Origin of the sequence: Aquisediminimonas profunda (genome assembly GCF_019443285.1) — a bacterium.
In the GTDB taxonomy this organism is placed as follows: domain Bacteria; phylum Pseudomonadota; class Alphaproteobacteria; order Sphingomonadales; family Sphingomonadaceae; genus Aquisediminimonas; species Aquisediminimonas profunda.
Genome location: NZ_CP080327.1, coordinates 3,263,769 through 3,290,336 on the forward strand (window position 1 = coordinate 3,263,769; position 26,568 = coordinate 3,290,336).

At 59.6% G+C, this 26,568-nt stretch carries 18 protein-coding genes; 7 read left to right on the top strand and 11 right to left on the bottom strand.

The window, feature by feature from the left end; all coding sequences use genetic code 11:
* Positions 1–35 precede the first annotated feature (35 nt).
* From K0O24_RS16005 to K0O24_RS16025, 5 genes are read right to left on the bottom strand one after another with little or no spacing between them, the layout of a single operon-like run.
* Positions 36–1,424: a glutamine synthetase family protein gene (locus K0O24_RS16005; protein WP_219893685.1), complete on the bottom strand. Its 1,389-nt coding sequence runs from the start codon at positions 1,422–1,424 to the stop codon at positions 36–38.
* Between the two features lie 5 nt (positions 1,425–1,429).
* Positions 1,430–2,776: an aspartate aminotransferase family protein gene (locus K0O24_RS16010; protein WP_219893686.1), complete on the bottom strand. Its 1,347-nt coding sequence runs from the start codon at positions 2,774–2,776 to the stop codon at positions 1,430–1,432.
* Positions 2,773–4,014 (bottom strand): NAD(P)/FAD-dependent oxidoreductase, encoded by a 1,242-nt coding sequence (locus tag K0O24_RS16015; RefSeq protein WP_219893687.1) that lies wholly within the window; start codon positions 4,012–4,014, stop codon positions 2,773–2,775. Before K0O24_RS16015 ends, K0O24_RS16010 begins: the two co-directional genes overlap by 4 nt.
* Complete coding sequence (locus K0O24_RS16020) at positions 4,014–5,363, bottom strand: glutamine synthetase family protein (protein ID WP_219893688.1); 1,350 nt, start codon at positions 5,361–5,363, stop codon at positions 4,014–4,016. Before K0O24_RS16020 ends, K0O24_RS16015 begins: the two co-directional genes overlap by 1 nt.
* A gap of 44 nt (positions 5,364–5,407) precedes the next feature.
* Positions 5,408–6,109: a TorF family putative porin gene (locus K0O24_RS16025; RefSeq protein ID WP_219893689.1), complete on the bottom strand. Its 702-nt coding sequence runs from the start codon at positions 6,107–6,109 to the stop codon at positions 5,408–5,410.
* A 167-nt stretch (positions 6,110–6,276) separates the two neighbouring features.
* Here K0O24_RS16025 and aptA point away from each other — a divergent pair, with 167 nt between their 5' ends.
* Complete coding sequence (gene aptA, locus K0O24_RS16030) at positions 6,277–7,590, top strand: omega-aminotransferase AptA (protein ID WP_246611056.1); 1,314 nt, start codon at positions 6,277–6,279, stop codon at positions 7,588–7,590.
* A 33-nt stretch (positions 7,591–7,623) separates the two neighbouring features.
* Here aptA and K0O24_RS16035 read toward each other — a convergent pair whose 3' ends face one another.
* Positions 7,624–8,475, bottom strand: a complete 852-nt coding sequence (locus K0O24_RS16035; protein WP_219893690.1) for a type 1 glutamine amidotransferase — start codon at positions 8,473–8,475, stop codon at positions 7,624–7,626.
* 344 nt (positions 8,476–8,819) lie between these two features.
* Between K0O24_RS16035 and K0O24_RS16040 the strand changes: the two genes are divergently transcribed.
* Entirely contained in the window at positions 8,820–10,076 is a 1,257-nt protein-coding gene (locus K0O24_RS16040; protein ID WP_219893691.1) for a spinster family MFS transporter, read from the top strand.
* A gap of 50 nt (positions 10,077–10,126) precedes the next feature.
* Here K0O24_RS16040 and K0O24_RS16045 read toward each other — a convergent pair whose 3' ends face one another.
* Entirely contained in the window at positions 10,127–10,768 is a 642-nt protein-coding gene (locus K0O24_RS16045) for a TetR/AcrR family transcriptional regulator (RefSeq protein ID WP_219893692.1), read from the bottom strand.
* A 65-nt stretch (positions 10,769–10,833) separates the two neighbouring features.
* Here K0O24_RS16045 and K0O24_RS16050 point away from each other — a divergent pair, with 65 nt between their 5' ends.
* Genes K0O24_RS16050 through K0O24_RS16060 form a run of 3 tightly spaced genes read left to right on the top strand, consistent with a single transcriptional unit; the run spans position 10,834 to position 14,959 of the window.
* Positions 10,834–12,288, top strand: coding sequence for an efflux transporter outer membrane subunit (locus K0O24_RS16050; RefSeq protein WP_219893693.1), 1,455 nt, complete (start codon positions 10,834–10,836; stop codon positions 12,286–12,288).
* Positions 12,285–13,433, top strand: a complete 1,149-nt coding sequence (locus K0O24_RS16055) for an HlyD family secretion protein (RefSeq protein ID WP_219893694.1) — start codon at positions 12,285–12,287, stop codon at positions 13,431–13,433. The genes K0O24_RS16050 and K0O24_RS16055 overlap by 4 nt, the downstream gene beginning before the upstream one ends.
* Positions 13,430–14,959 (top strand): DHA2 family efflux MFS transporter permease subunit, encoded by a 1,530-nt coding sequence (locus K0O24_RS16060; protein WP_219893695.1) that lies wholly within the window; start codon positions 13,430–13,432, stop codon positions 14,957–14,959. Before K0O24_RS16055 ends, K0O24_RS16060 begins: the two co-directional genes overlap by 4 nt.
* Positions 14,960–15,644: 685 nt before the next feature.
* Here K0O24_RS16060 and K0O24_RS16065 read toward each other — a convergent pair.
* On the bottom strand, positions 15,645–20,087 hold the full coding sequence (locus K0O24_RS16065; RefSeq protein ID WP_219893696.1) for a beta strand repeat-containing protein: 4,443 nt from the start codon (positions 20,085–20,087) through the stop codon (positions 15,645–15,647).
* 411 nt (positions 20,088–20,498) lie between these two features.
* Between K0O24_RS16065 and K0O24_RS16070 the strand changes: the two genes are divergently transcribed.
* Both K0O24_RS16070 and K0O24_RS16075 read left to right on the top strand, forming a co-directional pair.
* Positions 20,499–21,281: an SDR family oxidoreductase gene (locus tag K0O24_RS16070; protein ID WP_219893697.1), complete on the top strand. Its 783-nt coding sequence runs from the start codon at positions 20,499–20,501 to the stop codon at positions 21,279–21,281.
* 103 nt (positions 21,282–21,384) lie between these two features.
* Positions 21,385–22,143 carry an SDR family NAD(P)-dependent oxidoreductase gene (locus K0O24_RS16075; RefSeq protein ID WP_219893698.1) on the top strand — a complete coding sequence of 253 codons (759 nt, stop codon included), beginning with the start codon at positions 21,385–21,387 and terminating at the stop codon, positions 22,141–22,143.
* 111 nt (positions 22,144–22,254) lie between these two features.
* On the opposite strand, the gene K0O24_RS16080 is transcribed toward K0O24_RS16075, so the two are convergent.
* From K0O24_RS16080 to K0O24_RS16090, 3 genes are read right to left on the bottom strand one after another with little or no spacing between them, the layout of a single operon-like run.
* Complete coding sequence (locus K0O24_RS16080) at positions 22,255–22,611, bottom strand: P-II family nitrogen regulator (protein WP_219893699.1); 357 nt, start codon at positions 22,609–22,611, stop codon at positions 22,255–22,257.
* A gap of 17 nt (positions 22,612–22,628) precedes the next feature.
* The gene (locus K0O24_RS16085) at positions 22,629–25,166 is read right to left on the bottom strand and encodes a DUF2309 domain-containing protein (protein WP_219893700.1); all 2,538 of its coding nucleotides are present in this window, start codon (positions 25,164–25,166) and stop codon (positions 22,629–22,631) included.
* Entirely contained in the window at positions 25,163–26,455 is a 1,293-nt protein-coding gene (locus K0O24_RS16090) for a proton-conducting transporter transmembrane domain-containing protein (protein WP_219893701.1), read from the bottom strand. Before K0O24_RS16090 ends, K0O24_RS16085 begins: the two co-directional genes overlap by 4 nt.
* Between the last annotated feature and the right edge of the window lie 113 nt (positions 26,456–26,568).

Genomic DNA, 26,568 nt, shown 5'->3' on the forward strand with positions numbered 1-26,568 from the left:
GCCTTGCAAGGCGCAGAATCACAATGAAATGGCTCTCAGGCGTTTCGCAAATACCAATCATAATCGAGCGCCGTGACTTCACCCATGAAATTGGCCATTTCGACACCCTTCACTGTGCAATAATGCGTCACGAACCGGTCTCCCAAAATCTCACGCATCAAGGTGGAGTTCTGCAAGACGTCGATTGCCGTCGCCCAGTGATTGGGCAGACGCGTGTCCGCATCGGCAGCCTCATAGCCGTTCCCGACAACCGGCGGGCCGGGATCAATCTGGTTGGACATGCCGTGATGCATCGCACCAAGCACGGCAGCGAGCGCAAGGTAAGGATTTGCATCCGCGCCAGCTACCCGGTGCTCGACATGTCGCGTGGCCGGCGCACCAGCCGGGACGCGCAGGCTGACGGTCCGGTTGTTGACGCCCCAGGTTGACGCAACCGGTGCATAGCTGTTCGCCCGGAAACGCCGATAGGAATTTGCATTCGGTGCGAAGATAGCCATCGAATCCGCCAGGGCCGCTTTCATGCCGCCAATCGCATGACGCAAAAGCGGCGTGCCTTCAGGCGACGCACTGGCGAAGGCATTTGCGCCGTTTTCGTCAGCCATCGAGACATGAAGATGCATGCCCGAGCCGGCCCTGTCGGCGAACGGCTTGGCCATGAATGTCGCTTCCATTCCGTGTTTTACGGCAATGCCCTTGACCAGTCTTTTGTACATCACAGCGTCATCAGCAGCGCGCAAAGCATCCGCCATGTGACGCAGAGTGAATTCGAACTGACCTGCCGCATATTCCGAAATGCCGGATTCCAGAGGAAGCCCTTGCGTATCGCACGCAGCATAGAGATCGTCGAAGAACGGCTTGAAATCCTCCATCTCACGCAAACCATAAACTTGTATGTCGCGACTGCGATGGCCCGTCACCGGTCCGCGCGCAGCATCTGGCCGTGGTCCTGAGGTATCGAGCAAATAGAATTCAAGCTCCACAGCCGCAACGGGCGTCAATCCGTCAGCGCCAAGACGATCAATAACATTCGCAAGGATATGCCGCGGATCGAGATCGTTCGGTGTGCCATCAAGCTCATAAAAGCTTGTCAGAAATTGCGCCGCGTTGCTTCCCAGCCAGGGTGCCGGCACCAGGGTTCCGGCCGCGGGGCGCACGATCCGGTCGGCATCGCCATCCTCCCAGACAAGGCCCGTTTCTTCGGTGTCTCGACCGGTAATGTCGACGACAAGCACGGACCCCGGCAGGAAGCGACCATTCTCATAGACCGCCAGGACTTCATGCGCGCGCAGCCGCTTTCCGCGGGGCACTCCACACATGTTCGTGAAGATAAGGTCGATGGCATCGATCTCGGGATGCGCCTTGAAAAAGGCCTGAGCCTCGGCAAGGTCGGCAATCGCCGAAGAACTGGCGGGTATGTTGGTCATTATTTTCATCCAGTCAAAGTTTGCAAACAGTCATCGAGCGCATTCGCCAGGCGATCCACCTGGCCTTGCGATGTCGCCGGGCACACAAGCGTCATATTGTGAAATGGGGCAATCAGGATACCCCGATTGATCAGAAACAGGTGAATGGCGCGTTCGAGCGGACCATGCATCGCCATACGGGCTTCGCTGCCATTCCTAGGAGCCGAGTCTTCGCAAATGAACTCCCCGCGCGCGCCGACCCTTGTAACGTGCCAGCCCAATCCGCGCGCCCGAATGACGCCACGTATTTGCTCCTCAAGCTGCGCCGCAAGCGGCAGCATATGGTCATAGGCCTTTGGCGTCATTACATGCTCCAACGCCGCACGCATGGCCGCCATGGCTAGAGGATTTGCAGAGAGTGTCGTACCGATCCCGGAATGTCCGCCCTCTCCGCTGGCGCGCACACGCTCCATCCGTTCGGCCACTTCATTCGTGAAGCCATAGACAGCGGCAGGGACTCCGCCAGCGACAGGTTTACCCAGTACAAACATGTCAGGTGATGGACCGAAAGTCCTGCTGTAACCGCCATGACCTGTCGAAATCGTGTGTGTTTCGTCGAACACGAGCAGCGTTCCAAAGCGGCGGGTCAATTCGCGCATCGCGTCAAGAAAGCCGGGCTCCGGAAGCACCATTCCGACATTGGTCAGTGCAGGCTCGGTCAGGACGGCAGCCACGTCGCCGGGCGCCAGTGCCGCCTCGAGCGCGTCCCGGTCGTTGAACTCGATGACGCGTGTATGGTCCCGCACATCATAGACCTGCCCCACAAGACTGCGCCGAAGTTCTGCCACACCGTCGCGCAGGTCAACGAACACGTCATCGACGGCGCCATGATAGCAGCCGTTGAAAACCAAGATCTTGTCGCGCCCCGTGATGCCGCGGCACCAGCGGATAACGGCACGATTGGCCTCGCTTGCACTTGATGTCACCTGCCACCAGGGAAGTCCGAACGTCGAAGCAAGAGCGTCCCCGACGGCAACCACATCTTCTCCCGGCAACATTGCCGTCAGCCCGCGCGATGCCTGATGTGCGATCGCCTCCGCAATCGGTGGCGGCGAATGGCCAAACATTGCGCCCGTATCGCCAAGGCAAAAATCATCAAAAGCCTGACCATCCACATCCCACAAGTGTGCGCCTTTCGCCTCCTTCACAAACAGGGGGAAAGGCGTGCCCCAGTCGAGCATCCAGTGAAATGGCACACCCCGATACCAATGCGCCGCAGCCCGCTTGGCCCGATCTGCCGAAACAGGCTTGGCCTTCGCGAAGCGCTCAGCTTCTGCGGCAATCATTGTCTCAATAGCGGATCCGGTAATCATAGCCGGTCCCTTAAAGCATACCAAAGCAGGCCCAAAGTCGCGAGCGGTCGCGCCAGCCATTTACCGCCGGGAAATGGACGCTGCGGAAGCGATGCAAAGACATCGAACCGCTCCATCGTTCCCGCAACGGCTTCTGCCAGCAGTTCGCCCGCCAGTGTCGTCACCAGCGCACCGTGACCGGAAAAACCATGCGCAAAGAAGATGGTCTGGCCGTTGCCTGCTTGCCTGCGCCCAAGATGCGGCAGGCGGTTCATCGTCACGCCGACAGCACCGCCCCAGGCATAGTCGATGGCCGTGTCGGCGAGCGAGGGGAAGACCTTCACAATGTGCTTGCGCACAAAGGTTCCAATGTCTGCAGGCGGGCGCTGCACATATTTTTCGCCCCCGCCAAAAAGCAGGCGCTTGTCGGCCGAAAGCCGGAAATAGTTTAGAACGAAGCGACTGTCGGCGACAGCCGCATCGCTCGGCAGCAATGCGTCGGCCTGGGGCAAGGGCGCAGTGGCAATGTTGTAGTTCATGATCGGCACAGTGTAGCGCCCGAGCTCGGGCGCCAATTCGCCCATCCATGTATCCGTGGCCAGGATTATGGTTTGTGCCTTTACACTCGCGAGCCCCGCCCGGCTATTTTCATGGATGACAACGCCGGCTTCGCGCGCGGCCTGAGCCAATCCCAATGCATAGTTGAGCGGGTGAAAATGTCCGCCGCGCGCGTCGTAAATCCCACCGTGGTAGCCACCGCCATTGATGTGTCGGCCCATGTCCTGCGGCTGCACAATATCCGCTGCCCAGCCGTACTCGCGAGCAAGAAACTCCGCATCGCGCTTCATGTTCTCAAAATGGGCAGCTTTGTATGCGGCTTCGAGATGGCCGGACTTCAAATCGCATGCGATGCGGTGCTTCTGGATGCGGTCATGAACTCTGCCGACTGCGCCATAAGCAAGGTCGAAGATCGCCTTGGCCCGATCGTGCCCGAATTCCGTTTCGATCTCGCGCATCGACCAACGCAGCCCGGGGATCAACTGTCCGCCATTGCGGCCTGACGCTCCGGAACCAACCTTATCGGCCTCGCACAGGGCCACCTTGAAGCCCTTTTCCGCGCAGGTCAGGGCCGCGGACAAGCCGGTAAAACCCCCGCCAATCACGGCAACGTCAACATGAGTGGCCTCAGTCACTGCAGGGCTCGATTCCCACGCATTGGCCGTCGCGGCATAGTAGGACGGCGCATGACCCGCCGACATCAGACCCTCAGCAGCAGGTGTTCGCGTTCCCAGGAACTGATCACCGACTGATAGGCGAACAGCTCCGCTTCCTTGATAGCGTAAAACAGATCAAAGAAATCCTCTCCCAAATGCGCGCGAACCTGTTTGGCGTGGCTGAAACGGTCGAGCGCTGCTTCCAGAGTGCGCGGAAGAGTTCGGGCGCGATTATAGGCATTGCCGGTGATGCTCTTTGGTGGCTGCATCCGTTCGACCATGCCGATATAGCCGCAGACCAGCGACGATGCGATGGCAAGATAGGGGTTTGCGTCGGCGCCGGGCAGTCGGTTCTCGATGCGCCGATCCTTCGATTCCGACACGGGGATGCGCAATCCGCATGAACGGTTGTCTGCCCCCCATTGCACGTTGATCGGGGCAGACGTGTCGGGTCTCATCCGACGGAAGCTGTTCACGTTGGGCGCAAACAAGGGCGTCACTTGCGGCAGCAATCGGGCGAGCCCCGCGATATAGCTTCGGAACAAGGATGAATCCCGGCCGTTGGGCGTCGAGAAGATATTGCGCCCGCTGGACTCTTCCAGGATCGATTGGTGAATGTGCATGGCACTGCCCGGTTGGTCGGACATGGGCTTGGCGAGGAATGTCGCATAGACTCCATGCTCCAGCGCCACCTGCCTGACAATGCGCTTGAAGAGCAGCACCTGGTCAGCCAGCGCAAGCGCATCGCCATGCACGAAATTGACTTCAAGCTGGGCCGCGCCGGACTCGTGGATCATCGTATCGATGTTGAGTTCCGCTTTCTCGCAGAAGTCATAGATATGCTCGATGATGTCTTCAAATTCGCCCAGTGCCTCAAGCCCGAATGGTTGGCTGGCCGTTTCGGCACGGCCTGAGCGCCCGGTGGGCGGGACGAGCGGGAAATCTGCATCTGTGTTCTTGGAAACAAGATAAAACTCGACCTCCGGCGCCACGACCGGCTGCCATCCACGCTTGGCATAGAGCGCGAGAACCTTCTTCAGGATCATGCGCGGCGCAACCGAGAGCGCCTTTCCATCCCGGCTATAGGCATCTGCAATGACATAGGCGGTGGGTGAAGCAAAGCCGGGGGCTACCCGAATAGTCGAAGGATCCGGGACGAGCACCAGATCCGGATCGACATCGGGAATGATGCTGTCGATATTTTCCGGATATTCACCGGTGACTGTCACGCTGAAAACGCTCGCCGGGATGCGCAGCGTGCGTTCCTCGACGGATTTCAGAAACTTGTTTGCCGGAAGGACCTTGCCCCTCTGGATTCCGTTGATGTCCGGAATAATGCACTCGACTTCGGTTATGCCGCGCTCGCTGATCCACTTCGCAAGACTGGTGGTCACTGTGTCACACATGGGCACGGCGGCAAAGCCGCCGTGCCCCCCTTTCAGAATGATTTTGTAATCGAAAATACGGCCGTGGCCTTGCCCGCTGTCGAGAAGGCTCTCGCCGTGTCGACATAGTCGAGTGTGGCCGTAAAGCCCTTGCCAAGGTCATAGCTTGCCCCGAGCAGCCAATCGCGCTTCTTGTCGCCAAAGGCGCCGTCTTCATAGCCGAATGTGCCATGCAGCGAGATCGGCGAATCCTTGAGCGGCAATTCACCGGAAATATAGACATAGGTATTGTCGGTGCTGCCGATGTTGTTCTGGCTCGGCGCGTAAGCGGCGCCAAGTGTTACCGTCGCCGGTCCGACCGGAACGCCGATCGATCCGTAGAGTTCAAGGTAGTTGAAGCTGCTGTTGCCGGGATAAAGATAGGCAAGCACACCGCCATCGAGCGAGACCTTGCCAACATCCTTCGAAAAGCCCAGCGACAGGTCGAGTTCAACATCATCCGAGCCACTGCCCAGATCCACATTGCTTGCCCATGCAGTCACATAAAGGCCGGATTCGTGCGTAACGGTCAGTTCCGCCGTTACTTCAGGGTCTTTGCCTGAAAGCGAAAGTCCGCGGAAGCGATAATCGGTAAATGCACCAACTTCCGCATCGATTTCAAAGGCTCCCGAAGGCTCTTCTTTGGCGTCCTGAGCAAACGCGATTTGAGGCATGACGATCAAGGCTGCAGCCGCGATCAGGATGCGGGTTTTCATATTTGGTCCCCTTTTAGGCGTTGTTCTGTGCACCGCCTCCCTGTTTGAAATTGGTCGGTGCCAGTCGAGCCTAGCCTTTTTGTGCCTGAGCAGCAACGGGGGCAGGCTGGCAGGCTCTGCCGAGTTGGACTAAGGGCGGGAACTTCACATCGAATTCAGGTGACCCGATGACCGAACCCAATGATCTGTCTGCCTTCTGGATGCCCTTCACAAACAACCGCGGCTTCAAGGCATCGCCGCGCATGTTCGCATCCGCCAGTGACATGCATTATGTGTCGACGGCCGGACACAGGGTTCTCGATGCGACTGGTGGATTGTGGTGTGTCAACGCAGGCCATGGGCGCGCCAAGATTGTCGAGGCTATCCAACATGCGGCGGCAAAGCTCGATTTTGCCCCCACGTTCCAGTTGGCTCACCCGATCGCGTTCGAAGCCGCATCCCGATTGTCGCTGATCATGCCAGAGGGGATGGACCGGATATTCTTCACAAACTCCGGATCAGAGTCGGTCGACACGGCGCTGAAGATTGCGCTTGCCTACCAGAAGGCTCGGGGCCAGGCCGGTCGCACTCGCCTGATCGGGCGGGAGAGAGGCTATCACGGTGTCGGCTTTGGCGGGATTTCTGTCGGCGGGATTGTCGGCAACCGGCGCCAGTTCGGCACGCTGCTGACCGGCGTCGATCACATGCGCCATACCCATGATCTTGCCCGCAATGCCTTCAGCAAAGGGCAGCCCTTGCACGGAGCCGAACTCGCCGAAGACCTCGAACGGATCGTCGCCCTGCACGGCGCCGAGACGATCGCTGCTGTCATTGTCGAGCCTGTGGCCGGCTCGACAGGGGTTCTCGTGCCTCCGGTCGGCTATCTCGAGCGCTTGCGTGCAATTTGCGATCAACACGGGATACTTCTGATTTTCGACGAGGTCATTACCGCCTTTGGACGGGTTGGCGCAGCGACGGGAGCAGAACGGTTCGGTGTAACGCCTGACATCATCACGATGGCAAAGGGACTGACAAATGCCGCGGTCCCGATGGGCGCTGTTGCCGTAAAGCGCGACGTTCATGACATGATCGTGAATAACGCTCCGGAGGGCATCGAGCTTTTCCATGGCTACACATATTCCGGCCACCCCCTCGCCTGTGCTGCAGCCATCGCAACACTGGATCTCTATCAGGACGAGGGACTGTTTGATCGTGCCCGTTCACTCGAAGAGGCATGGGCCAATGGCGTTCACTCGATGAGAGGAACGCGCCATGTCATCGATTGCCGCAATTTCGGCCTGATCGGCGGAATCGAGTTGGAGCCGCGCCCCGGTGCGCCGACCAAACGCGCCATGGAAATCTTTCATCGAGCGTTTGACGAGGGCCTTTTGATCCGGGTAACCGGAGACATCATCGCGCTGTCGCCGCCTCTCATTATCTCGCCACAGCAAATTGACGAGATCTTCGAAAAGCTCACCCGGATCATTGCAACAGTCGATTGAATTCCCAAAGGACGCGGGGCAGACGATCGTATTCTAGCTGGCGCTGGCTTGACCCAAAATGCGGTCTTCGATCCAGTTGCGGATTTCGAGGCGGCGACGGCCATCGTCGGTGATGTCCTCATCGACACCCAATTGCCAGGCTAGTCCGGTGTCGTCCGGGTTGGCGGCGAGCTCCCTCAATTGCCCGACGTAACGCGCCAGATCATCACCGGAATTGAAGAAGCCCTGCGCCACCATGTCATCGGCATAGAGGGTATAGAGCTGAGCCAATTGCTCGAGATCGAATTCCGGATGATATTGCACCGCCCAGACTTCGGATTTGCCAAGCGGAACCACCGCCGCCTGAACGAGGCTGTGCCTGTTTGATGCCAGCAGGGTTGCGGAGGACGGCAATTCGATGACTTCGTCATAGTGAATGCAGGGCGCGTCAAAGACCTTGCCCTTGCCGCGAAAGATCGGGTGGTCGGCGCCTGCTTCACTCGTCTCAATCTTGCGGGCGAAACCGACTTCCCTGCCCTTCGGATTATAGGCCACAACCCCGCCGGCGGCCATCACGGCAATTTGCAGTCCCCAGCAGCTGCCGAATATCGGTAGGCCGGCGTTGGCAGCCTCTGCAACCAGCGCAATCTGGTTGGTTACGGCAAATTCCTTGTCATAGGCATGCAGCGAAGATCCCGTGATGACCAAACCGTCATAGTCCGACCAAGACCGACCCATGGGCATCTGCCAGTCTCTGTCTGCTGCGTACACAACATCAAGTTCCAGTTCGGGAAAGTGCGCGCGAATGGCAATCGCGTAGATTTCCGAAGAGGACCGAACACCCAAACCTGCAGCCAGCTTGCGCTTTTCGGCAACATTGCCATCCATCAACAAAAGACGAGACATTCTAGATCGTTAATCCTCGAAGCTGAAACCCTTACTGGACCACTTGGCCCGGATAGCCGTTCGATGCCCGAACGACCGCAAGCGCATCTAGCGCAATCTTTCTTACACTGCGAGCGAAAGCCTGTGATCGCAGTCCGGGATTCAGTTCGGTCAAACAGGAAAACAGCAAGCGTAGATTGAGTGGTCAGGGTCATGCCTCTTTTGACGGTATGTGCGTCAGCCCCGGCGGGCTAAGCAATGCAAAACAGGAATGAGGGAGGGCGACAATTGCCGGTCAAAGCAACACGCAGACGGATGCACGTCGCGGGCACGCAGCACCACCCGGAAATGCCGAAGGTGGCGCGGTGAAGGATCATCCAGCCTATCGCTATTATGTCCTCGGGCTCTTTACACTGACGCTGATGTTCAGCGTGGCTGATCGATTGGTGCTTTCGATCCTGTTGCAAGACATAAAGCGGGAATTTGTGCTGTCCGACAGCCAGTTGGGACTCCTGGCGGGGTTCGCCTTCACTATGTTCTACGTCATTGCAGGGTTCCCTATGGCCCGGCTCGCAGACCGGGCAAACCGCAAATCCATCGTTGCTGCAGCATTGGGCTTCTGGAGCTTGATGACGGCGGTATCCGGACTCGCAGTTGGATTTTGGTCACTGTTTCTCGCACGCATTGGCGTGGGAATGGGCGAAGGGGCGAGCGGCCCATCCTCTCAATCGGTACTGGCAGATTATTTCCGACCCGGTGAACTCCCGCGCGCGATGGGAATTCTGACCCTCGGATCGACGATCGGTACGGCCATCGGGCTGATGGCGGGAGGACTCTTTGCTTCACTCTATGGGTGGAGGATGAGCTTCATCCTGCTTGGCATTCCCGGAATGCTGCTGGCACTCTTGCTCTTTGCGACGGTTCGCGAGCCTGAACGCGGCCGTTATTCCGCCGGGGGAGCCGAATCTGCGGCGCAGCGGCCCCTTGGTGCAACGATCCGCTCTCTCCTTTCCAACCGGGTCTATCTGGGGCTCATCACCGGCTATGCCGTCCAGATCATGATTGGATACGCAATTGCGATCTGGATGGCGCCCATCATGCTGCGCAGCTTTGGCCTGTCGACCCGCGACGTCGGCTTCTATCTTGGGCTCGCCTTTGTCCTCGGCGGCATACCCGGCCCGATTCTGGGAGGCGTCTTGAGCGAATGGCTTTCGCGCCGGGACATTCGCTGGTTCGCATGGATTCCCGGTCTGGCTGGAATTCTGTGTCTGCCGCCCTTGTGGTTCAGCCTTTCTGCAACCACCTTCTGGCCATTCCTCGGTCTCTTTGCGCTGGCCTATGGCATCTTCCTGACAAGTCAGGCGCCAATCCTCTCTTCCATACAGAACAGTGTTTTGCCGTCCGAGCGCGGATTCGCAGTCGCCTTGGCCTTGCTTTTTAACAACCTTCTTGGCCAGGCACTGAGCGCCGCGGCAATTGGGCGACTGAGCGACATGTGGCATCCCGAGTTTGGCGATTTCGCTCTCAACCTGGCCGTGATGGCAGTCTGCGTCAGCGCTGGTGTCTTGGGCTTCGGTGTCTTTGTCTGGACCGGTCGGCAGATGCGTCGTTCAAACATGTAAGCACGATCCGGGTGCTCGAGGCGTGTCGGACGAGAGGAGCGAGAACGCAGCTAGGCCCGACGGGCCATTTCCTCCCCTTCCGGCTGATAGGCTGCAAGGAAGGCGCGCACGGCCGAGCTGACTTCGCCGTCGATCACTGTCCTGTCGGGCCGCGGAGCGGCGCCGAGCAAGTGCCGGTAAAAACTGCCAGACTGGCAAAGCCCAAGAAAATGTGAGGCTGCACTGACCGGATCGGCGGAACGCAGACGGCCTTTCTCCATCTGCATGGCAAGCCATGCAGCCGTCCGCTGCTGGCCGCGCTGAGCTCCCCGTTCCCACAACGTGCGTCCAAGTTCGGGAAAGCGCCCCGCCTCGCCGACGACGACTCTATGAAGAGCCACTATCTGAGGGCGCAGGATCGTCGCCAGGATCGACTGACCCAGTGCCGTCAGCGTTTCTGACAAGTCGCCATCCTCCGGAAGCTCCAGCCGCAGCGCTTCGCCATACCGTTCCACCTGGTCGTCGACCACGGCGGCGAACAAATCCTGCTTGTTGCGAAAATAGCTCCACAATGTGGTCTTGGAACCGCCGAGTTCGGCCGCAATGCTGGACATCGAGGTCTGTCCGTAACCATGACGCAGGAAGGCTTTGCGCGCCGTCGCCACAATGGCGCGGACGCGGGTTTCGTGCCTGTCCGGATCCTTCCCTCTCACAAAAATCGTACTACACAGTATCATTCTGATTGACAAGAAGTGCCCGCCGGGGCCAAGAGCGTACCATGCAGTACGGTATTCAAACCGGCCAGTGGTTTGCCGTGCTGGCGCTGATTGGCGCAGCGTCGGGTTGCGCCCTCCCGCCAGCGCCCCGGCAGCCAATGCCAATGATGACCGTTCCGTCGCTGGGAAATGGCGAAGGACCGTCGGACAGTACGGCTGATTTTCCGAAAGACAATTGGTGGACAGCCTATGGCGATGCTGGTCTCAACGCGCTGATCGAAGAGGGGTTGGGCAAGTCGCCCGATGTCGCAATGGCTGCCGCGCGGATACGGGCGGCCGATGCTGCAACAGAACGGGCGGGCGGCGCCTTGCAGCCGTCACTGTCCATCGATGGGACTGTGGGCGGCAACAAGCAAAGCTACAACCTTGGCATTCCAGCGCAGTTCATTCCAAAGGGCATCATTGAAACCGGCAAACTATCGGCCACTCTCGGGCTGAATCTGGATCTGTGGGGCCGAAACCGGGCTGCCTTGGCGGCTGCCCGCGGCGAAGCCGAGGCCACGCGCGTCGATGCTGCCCAGGCAAGGCTGCTGCTGGCGAGCGGAATAGCGCTAAGCTGGGGCAATCTGGCCCAGCTTCTTGCCAGCCGCGAACTCGCAGTCCGTTCGGTTGACGCCTTGCGGGGAATCGAAAAATTGACCCATGAGCGGGTCGAGGCCGGCATCGACAATCAGGCTGATCACGAATTGGCAACCTCGCGGCGGGCCGGAGCAGAACAGGCTCAGGCAGCGATCGACGAATTGATTGCACTGGAGCGCAACAGGCTGGCCGCGCTGGTCGGAGCAGGGCCCGAGCGGGCACGGCTGCTCCCCATTCCAGCGCAGAACCTGCCCGCTGTTTCCGAGGCACCCGCCAACCTCGCAGCAAATCTCCTCGGTCGTCGTCCCGATATCGTTTCTGCCAGATTGCGCGCCGAGGCTGCCACGTTTCGCGTGAAATCGGCCCGAAGGGCCTTTTATCCCGATATCAATCTGGCGGCAGTCGTTGGCCTGCAATCGCTCGGACTGGGTCAGTTGTTCAATTCGGGGTCCCAGTACGCAAACTTCGGACCGGCAGCCACGCTGCCAATCTTTGATGGTCAGCGACTGCGCAGCAACTACAGGACGGCAGAAGCCGACTATGATCAGGCAGTCGCTCGCTATGATCAGACCTTGCTGACAGCTTTGCGCGAAGTGGCCGATACGCTTGAGTCGAAGCGTGCGCTGACCGAGCGGCTGGCCATGGCAAAGACTGCTGCGCAATCCGCGCAGGAAGCCGCGCGTCTCATGCGCCTGCGTCACGACGAAGGAGTCGCCAACCTGCTGCAGGTCTTGACGGCGGAGGATAATGCCTTGGCAAGCCAGCGAACCTTGGCCGAGCTGAACGCCCGCGGGTTTCTGCTCGACATTACACTGGTCCGGGCTCTGGGAGGCGGATTCTCCGCTCCTGCAGCGGACAGGGAGCAACCAGACAGATGACTGAAGCGGCAACTCCTCCAGACGAAGCAGCGGCCACCGGTCCCGGACCCGACATGCGCGAGAAGCGTCAGAAGTTCCTCCGAATATTCGTCATCGCCCTGGTCACGATCGCTGCGGTTTGGGGCATCTGGTATTTCTTCACCCAGGCAGGCCGCGTGCACACGGATAACGCCTATGTCGGCGCTGATTCCGCAATTGTGACTCCTCTGGTTTCAGGGGCAGTCAAGGAAGTACGCGCTGGCAATACGCAGCACGTGGCAAAGGGCGACGTGCTCGTGGTGATCGACAATGCTGATGCAAGTATCGAGCTTGCCAATGCAGAGGCGATGCTGATGCAGGCCCGCCAGCGTTTCCGTCAGGCCCGTTCCGGTGACACCTCCTCGGCAGCGAGAGTCAATGCGCGCACGGCCGAGGTCGATCAGGCACAGGCGCGCCTCACCTCCGCGCGCGCCGACTTTATCAAATCGCAGGAAGCCTATGACCGCCGCCAGAAGCTTGCGTCCTCTGGAGCGGTCTCAGCCGAAGAAGTATCGCAAAGTCTGGCTGCATTTCAGGCGGCACGCGCAAAATTGGCGCAGGCGCAGGCAGAAGTGGCCACTGCTGCTGCAATGAAAGCGTCAGCCACTGGAGACCTGGAGTCCGCTGCTGCGCTGACCACCGGGTTCACGGAGGCAACAGCGCCGGACGTCGTTGCTGCGAAGGCGCGCGTCGATCTTGCCCGGCTCAATCTGGAGCGCACCATAATCCGCGCGCCGATCAGCGGCATCGTCACAAACCGGAATGCACAGGTAGGCCAGCGGATCAACGCAGGCGCACAGCTCATGGTCATTGTGCCACTCGACAGGATGTTCGTTGATGCCAACTTCAAGGAGAGCCAGCTGCGCGAGGTCAAGCCCGGCCAGCCCGTTGAACTCACCAGCGACTTTTATGGCAGCAAGGTGGTGTATCGCGGCGTGGTGAAGGGCTTTGCGGGCGGGACAGGAGCCGCGTTCGCGCTGATTCCTGCACAGAACGCGACCGGTAACTGGGTCAAGGTCGTCCAGCGACTGCCCGTTCGGATCCAGCTGGACCCGGCACAATTGAAAGAACACCCGTTACGCGTCGGATTGTCGATGAGCGCGACGATCGACACACGCGGACAATGAACCCGGAGCCGATCCAGCCGCTGACGGGTGCCCGGCTGTGGCTGGCAGCCGTCGGGCTGGCCTTGGCCAATTTCGTTGTCATTCTCGATACCACAATCACGAACGTTTCCGTGCCGCATATTGCAGGGGGCCTCGCCATTTCGCCCTCGCAGGGCACCTGGACGATCACGTCGTACGCTGTGGCAGAGGCAATCACTGTGCCCCTGACCGGGTGGCTGGCGGCACGGTTCGGCACTTACCGCACACTGTTGGTCAGCCTGGTGGGCTTTGCGTTGTTCTCTGTCTTGTGCGGTCTTGCCCGGACGATCGAACTGATGGTCGTCCTGCGCGTATTTCAGGGCCTGTGCGGCGGACCGCTCATGCCGTTGACCCAGACATTGATGCTGCGAATTTTCCCGCAGGAGAAGATGGGCACGGCCAATGCGCTTTGGGGCGTCACCACAATTTCGGCACCAATCCTCGGCCCCATTATCGGTGGCTATATCAGCGACAATTGGAGCTGGCCGTGGATCTTCTACATCAATTTGCCGGTCGTGCTGCTTTGTATCGCCATTGTCGTCACTCTTGTCGGGCGCTACGAGACGGCCACCGAGCGCGCACGGATCGATACGGTGGGGCTCATTCTTCTGGTGCTGTTCGTGGGCAGTTTCCAGCTGGTCCTTGATCTGGGTCGCGAACATGACTGGTTCGCCTCAACGATGATCACCGGGCTTGCGATCACCTCCTTCATTGCGTTTGGCATTTTCGTGATCTGGGAGCTGACAGATCCGCACCCCGTGGTTGACCTGAGGGTCCTGCGTTACCGCTCCTTATGGGTCGGGCTGATCGCCATGGCATTGGGCTATGGCGGGATGTTTGCCATGATTGTTCTCATACCACTGTGGCTGCAGTCCGTGATCGGCTACACGGCAAGCGAAGCCGGGCATGCGATGGCCTTTGTCGGTGTGTTTGCGATCTTGATGGCCCCTATCGCGGGCAAGGCGTTTGACCGGTTCGACCCCCGCATCCTGATCACCTCAGGCATGCTGTGGCTTGTACTGATCACATTCATGCGCGTCCAATGGAACACCGACGGGACATTCTGGGACTATGCCATGCCGCAATTGCTGCAAGGCATAGGGATGCCGTTCTTCTTTCTGGGCCTGATGATGTTTTCACTTTCTGCTGTGCCGATGAACGAAGTGGCCTCGGCGGCGGGGCTCCTGAGCTTCATGCGGACAGCCGCCGGAGCGGCAGGCACGGCCCTGTCGACCTCGATGTGGGACAGTTCAACACGCGAAGCGCGCGCTGACATGGCCGGAACGCTCAATGGAGCTGACGGAGCAATGGCGCAAATGCAGGCGTCAGGGATGAGCCCGGATCAGGCACGGACAATGATCGAGCGACTGGTCGACGCACAGGCCGCTACCATAGGAGCGAACCGCATGTTCATGGTGTCCGCAGTCGTTCTGTTTGTCGCTGCCTGGCTGGTCTGGCTTGCTCCGCGCCCCAAAATGAGGCCGGGACAGGCGGCAATGGGGCATTAAGCACGGTAACGGTTCTCACCTGGAAGAATTGCAGACACGCGAAGGCTTCCCGTGGTGAGCGGGGGGCGGGACGGTCGGCGCGGAAGCCTTGGGGGGCGTCCGGCGGGTTTTGCCTTTGTGCGGTTGCAGGTGCTCGAGTGCGTAACCGGCGCCCGGTCTCGAAACACCGCCTTCTCATCCGGCACGTCCCTGCAGAGTGGTAAGGCCCGAAAGCCCTCCTGCAGGACGGGATTGCTCCCTTCAAAGACGCCCGGACCGGTTCAAAACGAACGCAGAGCGCGTGGCTGCACACTTTGGGGAGTGCAGACGCCCGCCGCTTTCGCGCCGACCTGTGCTGGTTGGGGATAGTCCCTTTTCCAGCAGTCCCGCCCCTCGACCCGTGCGACCTAGAAACGCCGATCGAGTGACGGGATTGTGTGTTTCAGATTATCTCCTATTTGTCAAGTAAATAGGAACAAAGAGGGACTATAAATCATCCGTCGCCCCTGCGACAGGCAGGGGCCTGTTGGACGCTTTGGTGCCAGACTCACCCAGAGGCCCCTGCCTGCGCAGGGGCGACGGTGCCAGACTCCCTCAGGGGCCCCTGCCTCTCGCAGGGGCGACGCGGCTACTCGTCACAAAAAAAGGCCCGCCCGCACCATCTGGTGCGAGCGGGTCAATCTTTGAAGAACTATTTGTTAAAGCGTTAGAAGCCGAAGCTCAGTTGGGCTGCAACACCGTGACGATTGACATCGTTGCGGAATGCACCCTGATAGCCAACCGAGACCGAAGCCGACTTGCCGATGCCTGCGCTCAGGCCTGCATCCACGTCAATTTCGGAACGGCCGGCAACTTCAGTCGAGACCGTAAAGGCCGAACCAGCATTGCCCACAAAATTGGCGGTTACGCTGCCATTCTTGTTGTTCGCACGATAGCGATATGCTGCACGAGCGTATGGCGTAATACTGCCAGTCTTGAAGGCCACATCAAGGCCAGCGAGGACGTCAGTCCGATTGGCATTGATCCTGTTGACGTTGAGGTTGGCAGCATTGGCTCCGGTTTCGGTGAAGCTGTTCACTCGACCGTTGCTGAAGTCCACCCCGACGAACGGACGGATCTTGCTGCCATCCTTTCCGAGGTCATAGCCCACTGTGCCGACTGCGCGGAACAGATGTCCGTCAGTGCTCGCCACAGCAGTCCGCCCTACGCCGCCGACCGAAATCGAGCGGGTCGCATCGATATTGCCGTTGATATAGGCAACCTGGACATTGGCCGAGACCTGACCAGCCGAATAATCAGCATAGCCACCGACCTGCCAGCCCTTGCTCTTGCCACGTGATGTGCCCGAGAGGAAATCGACCTTAGCTTCGGAATAGCCACCGGCCAGACCATAGGTCAGTGCACCGGCACCGAAGTCCACACCGATCGTTCCACCAGTGATGTCCTGATCGGATCCGACGAGGTAGCTCCGGTTCTTGCCGTTGCCCCACTGACCATAGCCGCTTGCCCAGATACGGGCATGACCGTCATCATCGGCATTCTTCTGCATCAGGTGCAAGGCGACCTGCCGTGTGAACAGCTCACCCTGATCCTGCAGCGCCGTTGCATAGGCACCATAAGCTTCCGGGCTCAGCTGGTCGAACAGGACCGCAGCCTGCGCAGCCGTCGAGTTGTCAGCGTTGATCACAAGCGTTGCGGTGTCACCCGTGGCGCCTGCCACCAAAGTCTGGAACCCGTTGGCAACCGCGATGCGATTGGGGTTAGCCAAAGCACCAAGCCCGGTCGCATAGGCAGTCCGCGTGACCGTCAGGCGATAGACCTGAGCCGGTGTGGCGGTGGTTACAATGCCCGTTGCCGTGAACGACAGGAATGGCGAGAGCGTGGCCCCCGTCACCGTCGCAAAGTTGCCCGAGATGCCTCCCGTCGCACTCACGATGTCATAGGTCGCGCCGGCGGTGTAGAGCCCGGCAGCAGGTGCAAGAGCAAGCGTACCGTCAAGCGCTGCCGTACCGGGCGTGCCGATGACAGAAACCTGATCATAGCCTGTGCCTGCAACTGCAGTCGGCGTGAGTTCGATCGCAAGCGTGCCAGTGGCGGTCTGCGTGTAGCTGCCATCGATTGTCAGGATGCCCGGGCTATTGCCTGGAGCAACGGTACCTGAGTTGGTCACTGCGCCGACAATGGTGCCCGCGCCGGACAAACGACCGGCATTGCCAACGTTGCCGGTAACAAGGCCGTTCACCACGGTGAACGATCCGGCTGCGCCAGTCACGTCGCCGGTCAATGCCCCGCCTGTGAGAACATTGAGCGTCGCTGCCGAAGCAACCGTAACCGGGCTGGTATAGGCACCAGCGATGCTGACAGTTCCCGCATTGGCAGCGATGCCGCCCGTGAGGGTGCCTGTGCCGCCCAAGGTGAAGTTGCCAGCACCCGTCTTGGTCAAAGCCGTGCCCGACAATGTTCCTGTGTGCGATGTCGAGGTTCCGTTGCCGCCAGCGGTCAGCGTGAACGCGCCGGTATCGACGTCGCCCGCACCTGCGATGCTGCCGACTGTTTCATCACCCGTCAGCTGGAACAGTGCGCCGGCATTGACAGTCACCGCCGAACTATCGCCAACTCCGGTGCCGGCAGCAATCAATGTGCCGCCCGCAACGGTCGTTGCGCCGCTGTAGGTGTTGACGCCAGACAGGGTCACCGATCCGGTGTTCGCCTTGGTCAGCGTTCCGGTACCGGTCAGGTTGCCGGCATAGGTGCCAACGCCGGCGTCATCAAAGACAACCGCAGCATTGTTGACGATGTTGCCCTGAAGCGAGGTCGTCGTGCCAGTCAGCGTTCCGGCCGAAACTGTCGTGCCACCGGTATAAGTGTTGGCGCCCGACAAGGTCAGGTTGGCTGCACCCGTCTTGACCAGTGCACCAGCACCCGAAATCACGCCGGAGAGTGTCGTGTCGGCACCCGTCAGGACGGTGCCGCCGCCCGCGCCAAGCGTGACCGCATTGGCAAGAGTCAGAGCACCGGTCGTGTTGAGCGTGCCGCCGTCGAACGCGAGCGTACCGGTTCCGATGTTGGTCGCAGCACCGATGGAAACCGTACCGCCATTGAGGTTTGTCGTGCCGCTGTGACCGGAGTTGTTGCCGGTCAGCGTCAACGTGCCTGCACCGGCCTTGGTCACCACGCCTGCGCCACTGATCGCGCCTGCGTAGGTGCCATTCGCTGGCTGGGTGAAGAGCAAAGTGCCAGCTGCATTGGCTACGATATCGCCCTGCAGCGACGTCGTGTTGCCTTCCAGCGTGCCGGCATTGATCACCGTGCCACCCGAGTAGGTGTTCGCGCCGGTCAGGGTGAAGGTGCCCGTGCCCTGCTTGGTGAGGCTGCCAGCGCCGGAGATGACGCCAGCATATGTGGTGCTCGAATTGTCACCACCCGTGGTCAGGCCAGCGGCAAGAACAACAGTTCCGCCGTTGCCGGACAGGCTGCCAATCGTTTCCGCATTCGTGACAAGCAAATTGCCTGCCGTTGCTGGCGAAGCCGTGGCATTGACGATGACCGCAGTCGCGTCGCCAATGGCGTTTCCGCCCTGCAGTTCAAGCGTGCCATTGCTGACGGTTGCCGCACCGGCGAAGGTGTTGGTGCCCGAGAGCACCAGCGCTCCCGTGCCGATCTTTGTCAGGCCATTCGCGCCGGAAATCGCACCGGAAAATGCGCCTGAACCAACGGTCAGGTTACCACCCGAAAGCGTAATGGACCCGTCTCCGTTGATCGAACCAACAGTTTCCGCAGCCGCGACATCAAGGATGCCCGGGGTCGTCACAACAACGTTACCCGTATCCGCGATAGCGGCACCGCCAAGAAGCTGAAGCGTGCCCTGAGTGATCGTGGTATCGCCGGTATAGGTGTTCGTGCCCGAGAAGGTCGTGACGCCTGTTCCGCCGCCGCCGACATTGACAACGCCGGTGCCCGACATGGAACCGGAATAGGTGCCGCTCGCGGCATTGGTCAGGTTCAGCGTCGCATTGTTGACGATCGTGTTCGCACCAATGAAGTCCGCATCGCTGGCAATGAGCGTGCCGGCATTGATGTTGATCCGGTCAGCCAGCGAAACCGCCTGGCTCAAGGCCCAGCTGCCGGTTCCATCCTTGTTCATCACATCGAAGTTGGTGACCGCGATGTTGAGCGTATCTGCGCCCGATCCGAACAGGTTGATCGTGTTGAGACCCGCCGCGTCTGCCGTCAGCGTGCCTGTGGGCAGTGCCGCCGTCGATCCAAAGCCGATCGTGTTGGTGCCGGCACCCATATCGATGTTGCCGGTGATCGTGCCCGTCGTGGTAATCGTATCATTGCCGGCACCCAGCAGGATGTCACCCGTGATCGATCCGGTATTGCCGATCGTGGTGTTGCCCGAAGAGCTGATGTTGCCCGTCAGCGATCCCGCATTGGTCAGGCTGAACGCACCGCCTGCAGAAGAGACGTTGCCGGTGATCGTCGACGCGCCGAGATTGTTCAGCGTATTCGTCTGGTTTGTGCCTGCAGCACCGAAAGCAATGTCTGCAGCGATCGAACCGGGACCGCTGGCCAGATTGTTGATCGTGCTGCCGCCGCCGACCGATACCGTCGTGCCCGTAATCGAGCCGGTATTGTTGATCGTCGTTACGCCGACGGATGTAAGATTGCCGGCGATTGTTCCGTCATTGGTGACGAGAAACGCGCCGCCTGCGGAAAAGATATCTCCGGTAATCGTCGCAGGCGCCAAGCCCCTGAAATTCTCGAGCGTGTTGGTCTGATTGGTGCCAGCCGCCGCAAAGTTGATATTGCCGGTGATGACGCCGGGCGCGTTGGCCGCATTCGAGACGCGGCTGCCGCTGCCCACAAAGATGTCGGCACCGTTCAAAGTACCTTCATTGTTAACGGCGCTTAAAGCACCAGCTTGAAGAGATCCGCCGTCAACTGAAGCGCCCGGTCCGACGTTGATCGTCAGCCCCGAAACCGCCGAGCCATCATAGCCGTCGGGATCAGTCGTCTGACAGGTAACGATCGTTCCGCCTGCGTTTGGAAGGCAGTCTGCAAGGGCGACGCCGGGAAACGCAAGCAAGGGCGCTGGAAGCAGCGCAGTTGAGCGGAGAAGCCGGTTGGCAAAAGACTGTTTTTTCATGGATGGGGGTTCCCTGGATCACTGACGATAATTGTTGCTTTACTTTGTATTCGGAGCACAGCCTTCGCGACGTCTGTCCCATTTGGGCCAAACTCGAAGAACTACGCTACCTACACAAACACGAAACGACCCTGATTGGCGGGTTTCACGGCCCGCATTGCTCAAGTAGAGTCAATTATCGGGGAGTGCAAGATCAAGTTAGTTTCCCATTATTATTTTGTTAACCATGATCTTGGGAAGCAACGCCAATCCGCTCTGGGTGCAGTGGAGAGGGCTTTACTGTTCGCCCAACTTGCAGGTGCAACTCAAACGTGCGTTTTCAGCATGGCCCTGGCCGCCTGAGCGAATTGCCTGTTGCCAACACCAAACCCAATTGCGAGAGCGGAATCCGGGATCGAGCAGGAGCTTAAAATGATTTTTGATTCTTCGACCGCAGCAATCGTGACAGGCGGAGCCTCGGGGCTGGGACAGGCAACCGCGCGCGCATTGGCCGCAGCGGGAATAAAGGTGGCGATCTTCGACGTGAACGCGACGACCGGCCAGTCTGTCGCCGAAGATATCGGAGGACTGTTCTGCGACGTGGACATTACCAGCGAAGACTCCGTTGTAGCCGGATTTGCAAAAGCACGCGCCGCACACGGTCAGGAACGCATCCTGGTGCACTGTGCCATGACCTCCCGTCGCGGCAAGACCCTTGCTTATGACAAGGAAGCCGGGCGGCTGAAGCGCCTTTCCACTGAAGACTATATCTATGGCGTGAATGGCATTCTGGTCGCATCCTACAGGATTGCTTCGCTTGCTGCGGAAGGCATGGCCACGCTCGAACCGCTTGAAGACGGCGAACGGGGCTGCATTACATTGACGGCCTCCGTTGCTGCTCAAGACGGGCAGATTGGTCAGGTCATCTATGGCTCGGCAAAGGCAGGGGTCAACGGGCTCGTCTTGCCGATGGCCCGCGATCTTTCCGATCTTGGCATAAGGGTCAACTCCATCATGCCCGGCATCTTCGCGACACCCCTGATGCTGGGTGCCAAGCCGCAGGTACTGGAAAGCCTGGCAGCATCGGTGCCCTTTCCAAAGCGTCTCGGCAAACCGGAAGAGTTCGCCAGCCTCGCGATGGAACTGGCGCGCAATTCCTACTTCAATGGCCAATGCATCCGGCTCGACGGTGCAATCCGCATGGCCCCTCGATAGCGGAGTACAGTGTTTGCCCTGACAGCTTTGATAGCGGCAGGGTTCAACACGAGCTGCATAGTAGGGCAGCGAGAAATCAAGCAATTGCGAAGGACTTGCAGAAATGGACGTAACAGGGCGCACAGTATTGATCACCGGGGCCTCGTCCGGCCTCGGGGCCCATTTTGCTCGGCTGTTTGCGTCCCGAAAGGCAAACGTCATCGTCGGGGCAAGGCGCATAGACCGGGTCGAAAAGCTGGCCAGCGAATTGCAGGGCGCAGGGCACAGCGCTCTTGCTGTGGCGCTTGATGTCACGGATGAATCGTCTGTCAGTCGCGCTTTTGACGCGGGAGAGGCGCGCTTCGGCCTGATTGATACGATCATTGCCAATGCGGGCCTGTCCGTGCCCGGTCGGGCCACCGAAGTGGCGATCGACGACATCAGGATGCTTTCTGATACGAACTTTACCGGGGCCTATCTGACGGCTCGGGAAGGTGCCAAGCGGCTTATCGCGGCAGGAAGCCGTGAAACCGGCAAGGGCCGCGTTGTGCTGTTGGGTTCGATTACCTCGCACATGACGGGTGGAGGCGACAGTGCCTATGCGGCGCTCAAGGCTGGCGTCGCGCATCTGGGCCGCAACCTTGCCCGCGAATGGGTGCGGCAAGGCATCAACGTCAATACGATCCAGCCAGGCTATATCCAGACGGAGATCGCAGGCGACTGGTTCCAGACCGAGGGCGGCCGAGCCCATATTGCCAGTTTCCCGAGACGGCGCCTGCAGCCCATTGAATCCCTTGACGGCATGATGCTCTATTTTGCTTCCGACGCATCAGCTTGCACGACCGGTGCTGTCATTGACGTGGACGACGGGCAGTCGCTCTAGTTTCAGGGCGCACGCAGACACTGGTTCAATCGCGAACCCACTCAACGCCGAACGCTGCAGAGCCTGGCAAATCAAGCCAACGTCATTGCGGGTTCCTTTGAACCCGACCGGCTATTGGGCCGTTTGCGTTGCGGCAAAATAGTCCGACCTCAAGACTTCCACGTCAGAGAGGAACGTCACGCCTGGCCGCTTTTCAAACAGCCGCGCAAGTCCGCGCGCGACGTCAATGATCGCCTTTTCGTCAGCGACTCCGACGAACATGACCAGACCGCTCTGGTCGTTGAAGATTGTCTTGCCCTGATGAAAACCACTGTGCCCCATGCCCGCCACATCGCGGATAATGGTCCAGCCCCCGATACCCGCCGCTTTGAGCAAATCCTCAACCAGACCATGGTCTTCGGCGTTCATCACGATCTCGATCTTCTTCAGGCGATGCAGGCTAAGTTCACCATACCGAGTGTTGTTCATAACTATTCCTCTTGAGTTTATAATGATTGATGAGTGGCAGCGGATTCAGAAAGTTCGCAATTCCGGCGCCACCGCAGGGCCTTCCCGGTCTCGGGATCGATCACCACGAGTGAAACCCAACCATTTCCGAAAAGTCGTTCAAGGATGTCGTTCGATGCAACAACCGACTCCACCAGATCAAATGGTGCGAGGACAACCGTCAACAGGCGCTGCGGCACGTGAAATGCGGTGCCATCGTCACCAAACAACGACTGCATCGGCAGGCCAACCTTCAAGTCGCCCCCATTGCCCTGAAGGACGCCAATCCCTCCGACGACATTCTGCGTGATCTTGTTGCCCGATCCATAACGATCATTGTCGATTGTCGAGAACAGATATTGGCAATTGATCCATTGGGCGACGACCATCGGTGCAGTCAGAATTGTGGTCAAGGCTGACCCGTCGGTATCGCTCTGCCAGTCGTAACTATGCAGGAAGGCCCGGCCTTCAAGATCGATGGAGCGCGTCAAGGACCGCGGGCCGACAATGAAAGCTGCATTTCGTGCGAGCCCCCATTCCGGCCTGACCTCGCCCCAGTGCACCGCACCGGTCAGCACGTCGCTGGCGCTTCGTCCGAGCAGGACTGAACGACGCTCCCGATTGGCCGATCCCGCCCTGGCAAGGCTGGTCATCAACGCACTCAGGTCTGGGCGATGACTTTCCGGGATGGTGGCCTGATCGAATATGAAAACCTCGTCCGTCGTCGTATTGTGCTCTGCGGCGATGAAGCGGGTGGTGTCAGGAATATTCATCCCCCTTTTCGCCAGTTCGGCGCGCACGTCCAGATCATTGAGGATGGCCGTCAGGATCCGGGCGTTGGAACCCCCGGCATGGCCACCGCATGCACCGCAATCCAGGGCGGCTGCATAGGGATTATTGACCGCGCTCCCGCCGTGGCCGACCAGAGCTACAAGTCGCGCCGTGGGCGTCTTCATGCCTGTCAGCTTAAACAGCGCCGTTGCATAGCCGACCTTTTCCTCGAAGGTAAAAGCAGGGTGCACGCCATGGTCTGCATGTTTCTCGAGAGAAGGCGCGAATGCGTCTTCACGGGGTGGCCTGAGCCGGGACACTGCACGTTCGACAAATTTCGGTGCGATCGTATTTGCCGCCATCAGCAGGCCGGCCAACGGGCCGGTAACTTCTGCCGTGGTGAAGGCAGTCGCTGAACCCTGCTTGGCAATATCGAACAGGTTTGCGGTGTGCTGTGTCCGCTCCGCATTTTGCTCGACCATTTCCGCCTCACGCTCGCGTCCGACAGCCGGCCCTTCGTCCACATCATGCTGCGGCGACAACAAAACTGGAAGGAGACGGGTCCGACGGCTCTTGCCGACCTTGTGGAGTGCGATCGGCAAGCCAAAGAAGCCAGCGTAGCCGAACGTCTCATAGCGCCCCTCAGCTTCCAGCGCTCGCCGAAATGATTCCGAACGCACGTCGATACAGAAGACCAGCTGGGCCTCCGCAACCTCATCTGAACCCGGTGCGTCCGCTGCAGCCCGAAGCTGCGGCACGACCGCGTTGCGGTATGATGTTTCAGCTGCAAGCATGAACATCCTGCCAAGCTTGCCTTCATCAAGATTTGCAATCTCGTTGAAATGGCGGCGTCCAGCTTCGTGCGCATTTTCAAGAATGTCACTCGTCAGGTTGAACCGCTCCGCCAGTTGGGCCGAGACATCGGAAGGCGCAGTGCGAGCCTCGCCTGTCGAGATGGCACCACTGCGGTCCAGAAGCATCCACAGGGCCAACAGGTCAGCCATGCCTGCAGGTGCACCCGCCGCATATTCTGGGTCGGCATGTTCGTTGCGCCAACGGATGTGCCCCGCCCAACCGGGCAGCCGGGCCACATATCCTGCAAGCAGATCCTCCTCCTCGCCATGGCAGATGCCAAGGGCTGCGAAACCTTCGGCAATGGCCTCAAGCGGATCCCGCGGGATGCTGAGAAGAAGCTTCTGACCGACATCTCCCGTCAATCTGCGGAATTCGGAGTCATGCCCAGCTATCGCCAGTACCGACCGATAGAATCCCAACCCGCGATTGGGCATCGGGCTCGCCGCCCGACCCTGATCGAAAAAGGCGGCACACCATTTGGCAATGAAGTCCGCATCGGGAGACAACATCGCTGGCCTTGTCACACCCGCACCGACCGGCAAATCAAGCAGACGCGCCATCAACAAATCCAGCCGCGAGACGTCTGGGCCGATCAATTCAAAAGCAGAATTCAAGCCGCCCAATTCCTGGATTGCAACGTCGCGCAGAACCTTTTGATCAATGCTGCCGGCCCGAAGAAGCGTGCGCCATTGATCAACGGGCAAGTTCTCGCGCGCAGAGAAGCGCTGCGCGGCCGCACTGACCGCCTGTTCGAACGGCAACTCTTCGAACCCGGCAAGGGGATTGACCGCAATGGCGCTTTCCAATGGCCAGATTGGCGGGACCGTTCGAGCAGCGAGAGAAACCAGACCTGCAACTTCTGTTCGCGTCAGAACCGGCTCAACGATCGCTATAGGTGCCATCATGTTCATGCTGCTTCTCCCTTTCTGGTCGCCTTCAAGGCGCCGGCATTGATGAGGTGGACGAAGAGGCGCGCAGGAAGGCCCGCCCCGGACAAGAGGCGATGTTGCTGCCAGACCCAGCAACCGAGAAACGTTGCCAGCAAGGCAAGCAGAGCCCAGTTTGGTACCAGCGCCTGCGCGTCGGCGCCGACCGCCGAATGGGCAATGGAAAGTCCGACGGTATGGAATGCGGCCAAGGCGGCCATGAGCAGCAGGAACGACAGCTTTGTCCTCAATGAGGACACGCTGCCCAGGCAGGCAATCATCGTCGCCATGGCAGTTGCCATGCCAAGCAGCAGGGGCACCAGGCTTGCACTGCCATTCCCGACGACCAGGTATGAGACGGCAATGCAAAGTGTGCCAATTGCGATTGCGGCCGTCGCTGCGTTCGACAGGGACCCACGCTGGCTTTCGCTCTTCATGCCGATTGCCGAACCGGATCCAAGGAACAGCCAGGCCTTGAACAGACCGTGCGCAACTATGTGCCATAGCGCGGCCGCATAGGCGCCCAGGCCGCAACTCATGATCATGAAGCCCATCTGAGATACCGTCGAACCCGCGAGTGTCCGCTTGATGTCTGTCCGGACCATCATGATTCCGAGCCCGTAGATCGCTGCGAAAAGGCCAATCGCGATCGTGACAATTCGGGCAGACGGTGCAGCTTCCAGCAGAGGGGCAAAGCGGATCAACAGGAAGCCGCCCGCATTCACCAGCCCTGCATGCATGAGGGCGGAGACCGGTGTCGGCGCACTCATCGAGGAGAGCAGCCAGCCGGAGAACGGAGGCAAGGCGCAGCGGGCAGCAGCCGCGATGACGAGCAAGAGCGCTGCCGCTGTCGCCAGCGGCGCAGGGATCTCGGAAACGGTGGACAGCACCACCTCGAGCTGCAGCGTGCCTGCTTGCCAGCCAAGAATGGACAGCGCCGCAACAAGTGAAACGTCGCCTATCGCGAAAGCGAGCTGGGTGCGCCGCTTTGCCGCCAAGGCTTCGTCCCAGTCTGCGCAATGGCCAACCAGTTTTGCAAGCAGCACGCTGCTGGTGCACCAGGCCAACGCGAGGATCAAAAGATTGGCGCTGAATACAGTGATCAAGACGCTCGCGACCAACAACCCAAGCATAAGGAAAAACCGCGTCGAGCGCTGATCGGAACGCATGTACCTCGAGGAGAAGGACGAGACGATCGCGCCTACAAAGAGCGTGAGCATTCCGATCGACAATGAAACGCCGATTTCTTTTCCGAGCGACGGAAAAGCGAACATCCAAGCCACAGAGGCTGCCAAACCTGCCCAAAGCACGCACGAAATCATGAGGCCTGTCGAGACTGTTTGCTGAAATCTTGAATGCTGCATGGGGATCCCCTTTCGGGAATCGC

What these genes read in the sequence shown, in the direction of transcription:
- K0O24_RS16005 (WP_219893685.1), bottom strand. Translation starts at nt 1,424, where the DNA reads ATGACCAACATACCCGCCAGTTCTTCGGCGATTGCCGACCTTGCCGAG.
- K0O24_RS16010 (WP_219893686.1), bottom strand. Translation starts at nt 2,776, where the DNA reads ATGATTACCGGATCCGCTATTGAGACAATGATTGCCGCAGAAGCTGAG.
- K0O24_RS16015 (WP_219893687.1), bottom strand. Translation starts at nt 4,014, where the DNA reads ATGTCGGCGGGTCATGCGCCGTCCTACTATGCCGCGACGGCCAATGCG.
- K0O24_RS16025 (WP_219893689.1), bottom strand. Translation starts at nt 6,109, where the DNA reads ATGAAAACCCGCATCCTGATCGCGGCTGCAGCCTTGATCGTCATGCCT.
- aptA (WP_246611056.1), top strand. Translation starts at nt 6,277, where the DNA reads ATGACCGAACCCAATGATCTGTCTGCCTTCTGGATGCCCTTCACAAAC.
- K0O24_RS16035 (WP_219893690.1), bottom strand. Translation starts at nt 8,475, where the DNA reads ATGTCTCGTCTTTTGTTGATGGATGGCAATGTTGCCGAAAAGCGCAAG.
- K0O24_RS16050 (WP_219893693.1), top strand. Translation starts at nt 10,834, where the DNA reads ATGCAGTACGGTATTCAAACCGGCCAGTGGTTTGCCGTGCTGGCGCTG.
- K0O24_RS16055 (WP_219893694.1), top strand. Translation starts at nt 12,285, where the DNA reads ATGACTGAAGCGGCAACTCCTCCAGACGAAGCAGCGGCCACCGGTCCC.
- K0O24_RS16060 (WP_219893695.1), top strand. Translation starts at nt 13,430, where the DNA reads ATGAACCCGGAGCCGATCCAGCCGCTGACGGGTGCCCGGCTGTGGCTG.
- K0O24_RS16065 (WP_219893696.1), bottom strand. Translation starts at nt 20,087, where the DNA reads ATGAAAAAACAGTCTTTTGCCAACCGGCTTCTCCGCTCAACTGCGCTG.
- K0O24_RS16070 (WP_219893697.1), top strand. Translation starts at nt 20,499, where the DNA reads ATGATTTTTGATTCTTCGACCGCAGCAATCGTGACAGGCGGAGCCTCG.
- K0O24_RS16075 (WP_219893698.1), top strand. Translation starts at nt 21,385, where the DNA reads ATGGACGTAACAGGGCGCACAGTATTGATCACCGGGGCCTCGTCCGGC.
- K0O24_RS16080 (WP_219893699.1), bottom strand. Translation starts at nt 22,611, where the DNA reads ATGAACAACACTCGGTATGGTGAACTTAGCCTGCATCGCCTGAAGAAG.
- K0O24_RS16085 (WP_219893700.1), bottom strand. Translation starts at nt 25,166, where the DNA reads ATGAACATGATGGCACCTATAGCGATCGTTGAGCCGGTTCTGACGCGA.
- K0O24_RS16090 (WP_219893701.1), bottom strand. Translation starts at nt 26,455, where the DNA reads ATGTTCGCTTTTCCGTCGCTCGGAAAAGAAATCGGCGTTTCATTGTCG.